This window comes from Streptomyces sp. NPDC002795 (assembly GCF_042888725.1).
GTDB lineage: Bacteria > Actinomycetota > Actinomycetes > Streptomycetales > Streptomycetaceae > Streptomyces.
This window is the reverse complement of sequence record NZ_JBIAQB010000022.1, coordinates 16,471-28,857: the sequence shown is the minus strand read 5'-3', so window position 1 is coordinate 28,857 and position 12,387 is coordinate 16,471. Positions and strand designations below refer to the sequence as shown.

At 67.9% G+C, this 12,387-nt stretch carries 5 protein-coding genes; 4 read left to right on the top strand and 1 reads right to left on the bottom strand.

What is annotated here, in order from left to right; all coding sequences use genetic code 11:
* Nucleotides 1-11: 11 nt before the first annotated feature.
* The gene (locus ACFYWS_RS38950; protein ID WP_389284415.1) at nt 12-2,054 is read right to left on the bottom strand and encodes an N-6 DNA methylase; all 2,043 of its coding nucleotides are present in this window, start codon (nt 2,052-2,054) and stop codon (nt 12-14) included.
* 203 nt (nt 2,055-2,257) lie between these two features.
* On the opposite strand from ACFYWS_RS38950, the gene ACFYWS_RS38945 reads away from it, so the two are divergent.
* The 4 genes from ACFYWS_RS38945 (at nt 2,258) to ACFYWS_RS38930 (ending at nt 12,360) form a co-directional block, all read left to right on the top strand.
* On the top strand, nt 2,258-3,196 hold the full coding sequence (locus ACFYWS_RS38945) for a serine/threonine-protein kinase (RefSeq protein ID WP_389284414.1): 939 nt from the start codon (nt 2,258-2,260) through the stop codon (nt 3,194-3,196).
* A gap of 113 nt (nt 3,197-3,309) precedes the next feature.
* Nucleotides 3,310-4,635 (top strand): protein kinase, encoded by a 1,326-nt coding sequence (locus tag ACFYWS_RS38940; RefSeq protein WP_389284412.1) that lies wholly within the window; start codon nt 3,310-3,312, stop codon nt 4,633-4,635.
* A gap of 172 nt (nt 4,636-4,807) precedes the next feature.
* On the top strand, nt 4,808-8,026 hold the full coding sequence (gene drmD / locus ACFYWS_RS38935) for a DISARM system SNF2-like helicase DrmD (RefSeq protein ID WP_389284411.1): 3,219 nt from the start codon (nt 4,808-4,810) through the stop codon (nt 8,024-8,026).
* On the top strand, nt 8,023-12,360 hold the full coding sequence (locus tag ACFYWS_RS38930; RefSeq protein ID WP_389284410.1) for an Eco57I restriction-modification methylase domain-containing protein: 4,338 nt from the start codon (nt 8,023-8,025) through the stop codon (nt 12,358-12,360). The genes drmD and ACFYWS_RS38930 overlap by 4 nt, the downstream gene beginning before the upstream one ends.
* The last annotated feature ends 27 nt before the right edge of the window (nt 12,361-12,387 follow it).

The following is a 12,387-nucleotide window of genomic DNA, read 5'->3' as shown; positions in this document are numbered from 1 at the left end:
GACCGACCTCGTCACGCCCCACCGGAAAGCCGCCCGGCGGCCAACCCGTCGCTGACATCGCGTACAAGCCCCCTGCCGAGAGTGTTCAGCCGAGCGACCAGACCCTCGAAGGCGGCCACCTGCCTGAAGGCTTCGCTGTAGTGCTGCTGCTCGGCCAAGGGAACCTGCCGAACCAGCAGTTTGCGTACGTCCACGCGTGAAGAGCTCGACGCGTGCGTACCCGCCTGCCGCGCGTTGGTCGGTGCGCGCAGAGAGCCGGCGAGGAACCAGGCGTCGAACTTCTCCGGGTGCACACGCAGTGCGTACAGCTGAGCTCCCAGGGCCATCGGCGGGCCTTGATGCACCCACGCGGAGAACGCCCGCGCCACCCCGGCCACGACCACGTCGCCCGGTTCCGCGATCACCGCACCGCCCGCCTCCGCGTCCGCAAGAGAGATCCAGCTGCCGGGCTCCGAATCCTGCAGGAGGTCGGGGACGGTGAGCAGGGATACACCGTTGTCGCCCGGCATCCCCTCCGAGACGGTTCCGCCCGCCGGCTGCTGCCCCCCGCGGAGTGTGAGCGCGCCCGCCCTGGCAAGCTCCCCCACAGTCGTCGTGGGCTGGGCACCCGGCCCGTCATCCGTCAGGTCCAGCGAGCCCAGCCGACCGGCCGTGTCACCGAGGCCCGCGACCAATCGACCGAACTCGTCCCAGGAATCAGCCAGTTGCCTTGCAGAGCCGCGGTCGCTCGGGGAGACGTGACGTCCTGGCGTGAGGTCGACCTCGTCGTCGAGGAGGTCGATGACGGCCACTTCGGCAACGTATTCGGGCAATGCCGCATCACTGCCCCCCGGGGCCTGCGCCACCTCGGCCACGGACCGGACGAACGCGCCCAGCGACTCCCAGTCCAGTACAGAATCCCGCGTCAACGTACGCGGGAACCTGGCGACCCCGTCGGCAAGCAACACCTCACCCGGCCCCTGTGGCCCGTCCCCCGCCGCGGGCGCCCGCAGCACCCACAGGTGCAAGGACACACTGTGCGGCGCGGCACACCCGGCGGGCAGCGCCACGACGGCCCGCAAGGCCCCGGTACGCAGCAGCGAGCCCCGAATGCGCCGGCCCGCCTTGCGTGTTGCCACTGCGGGAGGGAGCAGGACCACGGCGGCGCCGCCGGGCCGGAGTCTCGCAAGGCAGTGCTGGACCCAGGCGAGTTCGGGTTCGGTACGCGGCGGCATGCCGTGCGCCCACCGGGCGTCCGTGGCCAGGTCTTCATAGCCCCAGTCACGTTCATTGAACGGCGGGTTGCACAGCACAATGTCCGCCCGCACACCGGCGAAGGGGTCAGCACGCAGGGAATCGCCTGCCTCGATGACAGAGGACAGCCGCCCGTCGCCGGAGTCCGACATCAGCGCGAGGCGTGCGCCCGCCAGAGCGGCCAGGGTTGGATCCCTGTCGCAACCCATCAGCTCGACCGGGGAGTTGGCGGTGGACGCGGCCAGAAGGTGCCCGGTACCGCAGGCGGGATCGAGCACCGTACGGTCTCCGCCCCCCGAGTCCGCCGCCCGGTCCCGGATGCGGTCGGCGAGGTCGGCCATGAGTGCGGCCAGCGGTTCGGGAGTCGTGCTGATCTGCCGCACGTTGACATCCAGCCAGCGCCGCAGCAGAAACTCGAACGTCTCGACCGGCCCCTCCTGCCTCCCGAGCTCCACAGCCTCGTCGACCAACTGCCGCGCAGAGGCGGACAGTCCACGCGCGTCTACGGGCATGCGCTTCCGGCCCGCGCCGCTCATCAGCCACCCGGCGGCAGCCACAGCAAGACCTGTCTCCTCACGGCTGCCGAGCGCCTCGAACTGGGGCCAGAGCCACTCACGCTCCGATGCGTTCTTGAGCTTCTTGTTCTCCCGCAGCCATGCCTTGATCTCCACCAGCGAGAACTGCGGGCTCACATCCGTGCCGCCGATGCGCGCCGGAAACGACTCGTGCCGACGGCGCCAGTTGCTCACCGCGGCGCGCCCCACTCCCGCAAGCCGAGCAATTTCGGCCAAGGTCACCGGCACAGCGCGGGACGAAGTCATCTGGGCTCTCCAGCCATCTAAGGATCAACTGCCGAACCTCGGCGTACGAGGGGCGCAAACAAGCCAACCGCTCCCCATTCTCCCCGCCAGGCTACTACGATCGTTGACTCTGTTCACAGTTCCTACGCGGTGAATTCGCACCGCTTCTACCCCTACGATCAGTCCCGCACGCACCTGCTGACCAGACGCCCGAAAGGGGAGGCATGCGCGCCATCGGAGAAGGAACCGTGCTCAGGGACCGGTACCAGCTGGACCGCGCCCTCGGCCGGGGCAGCATGGGACACGTCTGGCAGGGTCGCGACCTGCACCTGGGGCGTCCGGTCGCCGTCAAGACGGTCGCCGCGGAGGCACTCGCCGACGGCCAGGAGCGGGAGCGGTTCCGGCGGCGTTTCGAGCGCGAGGCCAAAGCCGCGGCGGCGCTCGACAGCGCGAACGTCGCGAACGTCTACGACGCGGACATCACCGGCGATCTCCACTGGCTCGTCATGCAGCTCGTCGACGGGGCCACACTCGGCATGGTCCTGGACGAACAGGAGCGGCTCGACACGACCTCGGCCGCCGCTGTGGGCGCGCAACTGTGCTCGGGGCTCGCCGCGGCTCATGCCGCCGGCCTCGTCCATCGGGACCTCAAGCCCGAGAACGTCATGATCCGCCGCGATGGCGTGGTGAAGATCTTGGACTTCGGTCTGGTGAAGCTGATGTCGGACGAAGGCCCCCGGCTGACGGAGACCGGGCAACAACCGGGCAATCTCCTCTACGCATCCCCGGAACTGCTGTCCGGGACCCCGGCCCTGGACGCCCGCAGCGATCTCTACAGCGTCGGCTGCCTGCTGCACCACCTGCTCGCCGGCACTCCCCCCTTCCCACCGGGCCAGCCCCTGGACGTACTGAACCGGCACCTGAACGTGGACCCGCCGGCCCTGGCCGACTGCGGGGCAGAGGTACCCGATGAGCTGCAGAGCCTGGTGTCCGCTCTGCTGGCGAAGAAGCCTGCGGATCGGCCGGCCTCGGCCGTCGAGGTCTACACCGCCCTCGGCACCTGGCTGCCCGCCTCTCGACCGGGTCGCGCCGCACTGCGCGAGTTCGGCCCGGAAGACCCACGGCGTCCGTTCGTGCTGCCGCAGGGGCCCTACCTGGCGTGATCGATTCACCGTGTGACCCCTTATTCACGGTGTGACCCCTTTGGCACGACCGAGGGTGACAACATATGCACGAGGCAACACGCGGAGACGGGATTCGGGGGCCGGGGACGGGCGTGAAGCAAGTGATCCACGAGCGCTATGAGCTGCAGGGCCTGCTCGGCCGGGGCGGGATGGGCGAGGTCTGGGCCGCGAGAGACTTGCGGCTCGGCCGACACGTCGCGGTGAAGCTCCTGCGCCTTGACCGCGAGAGCTCGAACCCTCAGCGCCTGGCGCTGCGCTTCGAGCGGGAGGCCCAGCTCACGGGTCGGATCGGGCACCCGAGCGTGCCCCAGGTCCATGAGACGGGCAGGCACGAGAGCGACACGTTGTACATCGTGATGGATCTCGTCGAGGGCCACACTCTTTCCACGCTCCTCAAGGAACGTGGCCCCTTCCCCGTGAGCGTGGCCGCCACGGTCGCGGTACAAACAGCCGATGTGCTGGCGCACGCGCACCGCATCAGAGTGGTCCACCGTGACCTGAAGCCGTCCAATCTGATGCTCACGGAAAACGGCACCGTGAAGGTGCTCGATTTCGGCATTGCTGCCGCCTTGGAGCCCGCCCCCGACGAGCCACGGCTCACCGGCACGAACGACATCCTCGGCACCCCGGGTTTCATCTCACCGGAACAGGGTCTGGGCAAGCCGGCGACCGAACGGAGTGACCTGTACGCCCTGGGCTGCGTCCTGTACGAGATCGTGACAGGCAGACCGCCGTACGAGATCGAACAAGGCGCCTCGCCCTTCTACCTGGTCTACCGGCACCTCCACGAAAAGCCGCCGCCGGTGACCGAACATCGCGCCGATCTGCCTGGGGAATTCGCCGATCTCGTCATGCGACTACTCGCCAAGGAGCCCGCGGAGCGCCCCTCGGCGAAGGAGGTGCAGGAAGTGGCCCGGACGTGGACAGTGCCACAGGCATCGCCTCAATCGGCTACGCCGAGCGTCGCCGAGCCCGACGCCGGACCCGTGCAGCTCCGGCTCACCCGCTGCGAGCTGCTGTTCAAGTCCGAGGACTTCACCCGCGCGTACGACGAGTACTCGGCGTTCGCGAATGCGCTGGCCGAACAGCGACCAGGCACGGACCGCGACCTCCTTGCCTGCCGCGTCGGCGCCGCCCGTTGCCTGGCCGCGCTCGGCCGCACTCCCGAGGCGCTGCATGACCTCGAAGCGCTGTTGCCGGTTCAGGAGCAGGCCTTTGGACCGATGGACAGCTCCGTCTTCGACACGAGGTACGAGATCGCCTCACTCACAGCACGTGGTGGGCGCACCCGGGCCGCCCGCGATCAGCTCGCGCTCCTCCGCGGCGACCAGCGGGGCAACCTGCCGGCTGACGATGCTCGGCATGACCGCGTCGAGCAGCTTCTCGTACGTCTCGACCGTTTCCTCAAGGGCACATAGCCCGCGGCTCGGGCAGACTGTCGGCAGACCCAAAACCTTGCGTGAACTATGTTCACAGCACCACCTCTCTGTTAATCTCCCCCCTGCGGCAGGCTCCCACTTCGTGTCCGGAATTGCGTAGGGTCAATGCCGTATGTGAGCCACATACGAGTCATGGAGAGAAGGCGGCAGCATGGCGCAGGCGGCGCAGCGGGATCGTGCGACCGACACCCCGGAGCAGCTCCCCAAGGAGGAGGATCTCGTCGAGGTGCGCGGGCAGAGCTGGGTCGTCGCTCGTGTCGAGTCGGCGCCGTCCAGCGGTGAACACGCGGCGACACTGGTCCATCTGCAGTCCGTCGCCGACGGCCGGTTCGGCGACACCCTCTCCGTCATCTGGGAGGTCGAACCGGGGCGCCGCGTCCTGGACCGCGGCTCGCTGCCCGACGCCTCGACCGGTCAGTTCGACCCGCCGTCCCGCCTCGCCGCCTTCCTCGACTCCGTCCGCTGGTCGGCCGTGGCCTCCGCCGATGTGAAAACCTTGCAGGCCCCCTTCCGCTCAGGCGTCGCCGTCGAGCCGTACCAGCTCGAGCCCGTCTCCCGTGCCGTCGGCGCCCCCCGCGTCAATCTCCTCCTCGCCGATGACGTCGGCCTCGGCAAGACCATCGAAGCCGGTCTCGTCGTCCAGGAACTGCTGCTGCGCGGCCGGGCCCACCGCGTCATGGTCGTCTGCCCCGCGGGGCTGACCCTCAAGTGGCGCGACGAGCTGCACGACAAGTTCGGCCTCGGCTTCAAGATCGTCGACTCCGAGCACTGCGCCAGGCTCCGCCGCACCCACGGCACGGCCGCAAACCCGTTCCGCGTCCACCCGCTGACCATCGTGTCGCTGCCCTGGCTGCGCGGCGCGAAGGCCCAGCGTCTCCTGGACGAGGTGATCGGGGCCAAGGAGGAGACCAGCGAGGACGGCTCCCGGCAGCGCCGCTTCTTCGACCTGCTCGTGCTCGACGAGGCCCACCACGTCGCGCCCGCCGCCCCCAAGCAGGTGTACGCCGTCGACTCCCAGCAGACCAAGCTGATCCGACGCCTGGTGCCCCACTTCGAGCACCGCCTCTTCCTCTCCGCCACCCCGCACAACGGCTACCCCGAGTCGTACACCGCACTGCTCGAACTCATCGACAACCAGAAGTTCGCCCGCGGAATGGACCCCGACGAGCAGACCCGCAAGGAGACGGTCGTACGCCGCCTGAAGGCGAACGTCACGAACCCGGACGGCACCCCTCGCTTCCGTGCCCGCCGCACGCGCGAACTCCCCGTCGAGTACACCAACTTGGAGCGCGAGGTGCACGGCCTGCTCAGCAGCTTCGCCGACCTGCGCAAGAAGCGCATGACCCCGAAGGCACGCGGCGGCCGCCGCGCCGCCGACCTGGTCACTCTGCTCCTCAAGAAGCGCTTGTTCTCCTCCCCCGCGGCCTTTCTGCACACGGTGCAGATCTACCTCTCCCACCTGGACGACGCCAAGGGCCGCCCGCGCTCGGCAGCCGCCGAAGTCCCCGACTGGCTCGACGACTTCGCCGACCTGGCGGCCGAACTCGACGACCTCGGCCTCGCGGACGCCGAGGACGACGCCCTCACCCGCTCCACCAGCCTCACCCCGCAGGAAGACGGCGACGAGCTCAAACTCCTGCAGCAGATGGAGCGTTGGGCCCTCACCCATGAGGCCGCCGCCGACTCCAAGGCAGACGTACTGATCAGCGAGCTCAAGGCCATCTGCCGCCCCGACCGGCACTGGACCAATGAGCGAGTCGTGGTCTTCACGGAGTACCGAGACACCCAGAAGTGGCTGCTCAACCTGCTCCAGCAGCATGAACTCACCGACGGCGGCCGGGTCGCCGTCCTGCACGGCGGTCTGAACCGAGAGGAACGGGAAGAGATCCGCCTCGGCTTCCAGGCCCACCCCGCCACAGACGAGGGCAAGGTCCGCATCCTCCTCGCCACCGACGCCGCCAGCGAGGGCATCGACCTCCAGAACCACTGCCACCGGCTGTTCAACTACGACATCCCCTTCAACCCCAACAAGCTTGAGCAGCGCATCGGCCGTATCGACCGCTGGGGTCAGCGGACGGACCCGGAGATCGGCCACTTCATCGGCTCCGGCTGGGAGAAGGCCATGGCCGGTTCCTACGAGGCCGACCTCGAGTTCCTCTCCCGCGTCGCCCGCAAGGTCGCCAGGATGGAAGAGGACCTGGGCTCGGTCAACGCCGTCATCGCTGACGCCGTGCAGCGCCGGATTACGGGCGACCAGACACCCGTGAACATCGAGGAAGCCAAGCCGAAGCAGATCGCGGGGCGCCGCACCGGCGGCACCATCGCCGCCGAGCAGAACGTCACGGCCCAGGCCAAGCGCCTCGCCGACCAGTACCAGGAGACGGTCGACACCCTCGGCCTGACCCCGGCCAACATCAAACGCGTCGTGGACACCGCACTCGCCCTCGACCACCAACAGCCTCTGGCCGCGTACCACCACGAAGACTTCGAAGGCGGCCTGTACGAGGTCCCGCCTCTGTCCGGCACCTGGGAGCGCGCCACGCAGGGCCTGGCCCACAAGCTGCGCCCGACCGAGCAGCGCCCCGTGACCTTCGATCCGCAGGTAGCCTCCCTCGGCCGCGACGACGTCGTGCTCGCCCACCTGAAACATCCGCTGGTCGCCCTCTCCACCCGGCTGCTCACCGCCGCCGTGTGGAACGCCGACACGGTGGGCCTGCGCCGCGTCACGGCTGTGGTCAGCGACGACGAACGGCTTGAGACGACGCTCGTGTCGGCCTATGCGCGCTACGTTCTCGTGGCGTCGGACGGCACCCGCCTGCACGAGGAAATCCTGTACGCGGGCGGCTGGTTCGGAGACACGGGACGCTTCCGTCGCTGGAACTCCGTGAACGAGCAACGCGATGTCCTCTCTCACGCGCTCACCTCAGGAACCGAGGCCGCGCCCTCCCTGCGCCAGGAGCTGACCGACGCCTGGCCCAAGCTCAACCAGCCGCTGTACGACTCCCTGGCGGCCCGCGCCGTGGAGCTGCGCAGGAGCCTGGACCGCCGACTCGACGAACGCAAGGCCGAGGAAGAGCGTCGTATCAACGCCACCCTCGACCGCTTCGACGCCATGCTGCGCAAGAAGCTCAAGGAGGAGGGCGAGGACGCGAACGAGCAGATCGCCCTCTTCGGCACCCGCGAAGTGACCACCGCCGAACAGCGCCAGTACCACGAGGACCGCGAGCGCTGGAAGGCCCGCCTCGAAGCCCTCTCGGCCGAGCGCGACCGTGAACTCGCCACAATCTCCGCCCGCTACGACGACCCCCGCTCCCACCTGTTCCCCGTAGCTGTCGTCTTCGTCATCCCCGCAAAGGAAGCCCGCCGATGAGCCGCCGCCCCGTCTCCCGAGGACTCGCCGCCGCCCAGGCCAAGGCGCTCGACGGCCGCGCCCAGCACCAGGAGTGGCTCGACCTCACGGAGGTCTCCGGCCCGTTCCTCACCATGCCGGTACTGCTCCAGGCCTGGCCCCAGCTGGACGCCCTGGACAAAGAGGAGCGCGCCCGCCTTCGCGCCCACCACGCCGACTGGCAGACGGACACTACGGCAGGGCGCGACGAGTGGGTGGCGTATGTGCTGCGCTCGCTCCTGGAGTGGGGCGACGCGCTGACCTTGCGCCAGGGCGAGCCCGACGACGAGACCCCGGACCTGGTCCTGTCCCGCTTCACGCTCGACGTCCCCGAGCACGGGGCCCGCCTGCACGCGGACTTCGCGCTTGCGGAGCCGGGTGCAGACCTCGCTTCTGAGCCCGATGCGGAGTCGGCGGCCAAGCGTGTTCGTGTGCTGGGGATGACGGTGCCGAGCGGTACGGCTCCTACGGCGCGGGCGAGTTGGGGCGGCGACTGGGCGGCGAGCCCGGCCGACCGCTTGGCGCGGCTGCTCCGGCACCACGGCATTCCGCTCGGCCTGCTGACGGACGGGCGGTGGTGGTGCCTGGTGTGGGCGCCGGTGGGTGGGGTTACGACGACTTCGGTCTTCGACGCGATCGGTTGGAACGAGGCGGCTGAGCGCAATGTGGTGCGCGCGTTCGTGTCGCTGCTGCGGCGTCGCCGGTTCTTCGAGTACGACGAAGGCGAGACTCTGGTCGGGCTGCTGAAGAAGAGCCTGGACGCCGGCGACGAGGTCACGGATGCGCTGGGCGTGCAGGTCCGCCAGGCGGTCGAGCTGCTTGTCGATGCGATCGGACGGGCGGATGTCCGGTCGATGCAGAACGGCGCCCCGGGCTTGCGGGCGAGCGGAGTTGAGGCCGGGGCGGTGTACCGGGGCGCGGTCGCGGTGATGATGCGGGTGGTGTTCCTGCTGTTCGCCGAGGAGCGGGGTCTGCTGCCTGCGGACAACGAGGTGTACGCAAAGTCGTACTCGGCGCGGTTCTTGCGTGCGGAGTTGAAGGCGCGGGCGGACGCGGAGGGCGAGTCGGCCCTGGAGCACACGACGGCGGCGTGGCATCGGCTTATTGCTCTGTTCCATGCGGTGCATGGGGGTGTTGACCACCCTGAGCTGAAGCTTCCCGCGTACGACGGTTCGATCTTCGATCCGGACACGTACCCCTGGCTGGAGAAGGGTTCGCCGCTCCTGCCGATCGACGACCGGACTGTGTTGCACATGCTCCAGGCCGTCCAGGAGGTCCGGGTCGGCACGGGCAAGCATCGGGAGACTCGGACGCTGAGCTTCCGGGCGCTGGGTGTTGAAGAGATCGGGTATGTGTACGAGGGTCTGCTCTCGTTTGACGGAGAGCGTGCCACAAAAACAATGGTGGGGCTGATCGGCCCGGCGGGCATGGAACACGAGGTTCCCTTGCGGGAGTTGGAGTCCCTGGCCGCATCCGCGAACGGCAGCGTCAAGACGCTGGCGAAGAAGATCCACGACACGTGGAAGGAGCCCAAGCCACCGGCGAGCGTGGCGAAGCTGGAGAAGCAGCTGGCTCCGGCGAAGGGGGAGGCTGTCGGGGAGGGGCGGCGGCTGTTGCTGGCGGCGTGCCGGGACGCGGAGCTGACGGAGCGGCTGTTGCCGTTCTTCGGGATCATGCGCAGGGATCTGCGGGACCTGCCGGTGGTGATCGCGAACGGGGCGCTGTTCGTGACGGAGTCCTCGCTGCGGAAGAACACAGGGACGCACTACACGCCGCGGCGTCTGGCGGAGGAGGTTGTGCTGCATGCGCTCGAGCCTCTGGTGTATGAGCCTGGGCCGCTACAGACGGCGAACACGGCGGAGTGGGTGCCCAAGTCCGCAGAGCAGATCCTGGAGTTGAAGGTCGCAGACATCGCGATGGGGTCGGCGGCGTTCCTAGTGGCGGCGTGCCGTTATCTGGCGGACCGGCTGATCGAGGCGTGGGTTCGGGAGGATCGGGCGGACGCTGTCGCCTACCAGGCGGGGCGAGCCGTGGACGCAGTGACGGCTGCGGATGCGGAGTCCGATCGGGTGGTGGTCGAGGCGCGACGGCAGGTGATTGAGCATTGCCTGTACGGGGTGGACATCAATCCCATGGCTGTGGAGATGGCAAAGCTGTCGCTGTGGTTGGTGTCGATGGACCCGAAGCGGCCGTTCACATTTTTGGATGACCGGCTGGTGGCGGGGGATTCGCTTCTTGGCGTTACGTCGCTGGAGCAGTTGAAGGCTGTGCACCTGGATGTGGAGCGAGGGGATCTGCTCGGGGCGGCGGTTGACGTGGAGGGGCTGCTGCGTGAGGTGGTTCAGCTTCGGCATGACATCACGGAAATAAGGGGGGATGGGCCGGAGGAACTGGCCGAGAAGCGAGAGCTTTTGGGGAAGGTTCGCGCGAAGACGGCGAAGTTGCGGCTGGTGGGGGATCTGGTCGCGGGAGCGGCGTTGGCTACCTGCGCTTCGGGGCGGGTGCCTTGGTACGAGGAGGAGGGCGGCGAGCGGCTTCGGGACCTGTTCCCGGTGGCGGCTCGGGTGGCTCGGTGGATTGTTCCGAAGTCTGTGACCGAGGACTCGGATGTGGTGCGCGAGGCTCGGGGGCAGGCGCGCGCGTGGCTGGCTAGTGAGCTGCCGGAGGGGAGCTTGGAGCGGGCGCCCTTGCATTGGCCGTTGGAGTTTGCGGAGGTGTTTGCTGAGCGGGGTGGGTTTGATGCGGTCGTGGGGAATCCGCCGTTTGTCACGGGCCGGGATCTCCCCTCCAGCGTGGGGTCCAGCTATCGCGAGAACCTGGTGGAGCACGTCGCGGGCGGTGTGCGAGGGAGTGCAGACCTCGTCGCATACTTTGAGCTGAGGATCCATCAACTCCTGAATTCCAAGGGGCAGACGGGTGTGGTCGCCACGAATTCCCTCGCACAGGGAAAGTCTCGCGCCGTGTCCCTTGACCAGATCGTGTCGTCCGGCGTGCGGATCCGGAGAGGGATCCGTAGTGCCCAGTGGCCAGCTTCAGCAGATGTCTGGTATTGCGCAATCTGGACGAGCATAGCTCCCGTGGAGGCTAGCTCCGCGTTCGTATTGGATGGCAAGCGAGTTCAGGTTGGGATCACTGCGTCACTCCATCCCGAATCCAGGATCCCCCTCTGGGGAGAGTCCTTGGTTCGCAACCACAGCCTGTCGTTCGTCGGGTCGAAACCACTGGGCGAGGGATTCGTGATCGACGAGCCCACGGCGGTCGCGTGGATTTCGCAGAATCCAGAGAATCGTCGCGTCCTGTTTCGTTACGTCAACGGCAAAGAATTCAATGCAAGCCACGATCAGATCGGTGATCGATGGATCGTGAACTTCGGCGGTATGGTTGAGGAGCATGCCCGGAGGTTTACGGAGCCGTTCACCCGCGTCGAGCAGGAGGTGATGCCTGGGAGGCAGCGACGCAAGCGCGACGGGACATTCGTGGTGGGGGAGAAGGTTGCCCAGCGCTTTTGGGTGTACGAACGCCGGAGGGAGACACTCTACGAGAAGATCGCTTCCCTCCCGAGGGTCATCGCAATGGCACAGACGAGCAAGACCCTTGCTCCCGCACTTGTTCCGAACGGCGTGGTCTTTGACCAGAAGGTCGTGGTGTTCGCTTCCGACGACCCTGGCCTGTACGCCTTCCTATCGTCCTCCGTGCACTACTGGTGGGCTTTGCTGAGCGGTGGCACGCTCAAGACGGACGCCAGTTACACACCCACCGAGATCTTCGAGAAGCTGGTGAGGCCTGACTTGACCCCAAGGTTGAGCGAGGTAGGGGCTCGCCTTGATGAGCACCGACGTGAGCTGATGCTGCGCCGTGACGCTGGTCTAACCACGACGTATAACCTCGTCCACGATGAGTCCTGTAACGACGACGACATCATCGAACTCCGCCAGATCCACCAGGAGATCGACAAGGCCACCGTTGAGGCCTACGGATGGCACGACCTCCTGGACGAAACCGGCGAGACGGCCCCCGCCGACCCCACCCACGAGACCTTTCCCCTCGACCACGGCTTCCACGAGACCGACCAGGGCGACCGCTACACCATCGGCCTGCTCGCCCGTACCGAGATCATCGATCGGCTCCGCCAGCTGAACCACCAGGCGTACGCCGACGAGGTGTTCCTCGGGCTACACAAGAAGCCGAAGAAGCACCCGGACATGCCCCCGGCCTCTGCCGAGGCCCACCGCAAGAAGGCAGAGCAGAAGAAGCCCGGCGGCACCGTCGACTTCGAGGACGACGCGCTCTTCCGCCCTGAGGGCACCATCTTCTGACGGCAGCCCACCCCTGCCATGTTCCTG

Excerpts from the sequence above, each read along its gene's own strand:
- ACFYWS_RS38945 (WP_389284414.1), top strand. The coding sequence starts at position 2,258 with ATGCGCGCCATCGGAGAAGGAACCGTGCTCAGGGACCGGTACCAGCTG.
- ACFYWS_RS38930 (WP_389284410.1), top strand. The coding sequence starts at position 8,023 with ATGAGCCGCCGCCCCGTCTCCCGAGGACTCGCCGCCGCCCAGGCCAAG.
- drmD (WP_389284411.1), top strand. The coding sequence starts at position 4,808 with ATGGCGCAGGCGGCGCAGCGGGATCGTGCGACCGACACCCCGGAGCAG.
- ACFYWS_RS38950 (WP_389284415.1), bottom strand. The coding sequence starts at position 2,054 with ATGACTTCGTCCCGCGCTGTGCCGGTGACCTTGGCCGAAATTGCTCGG.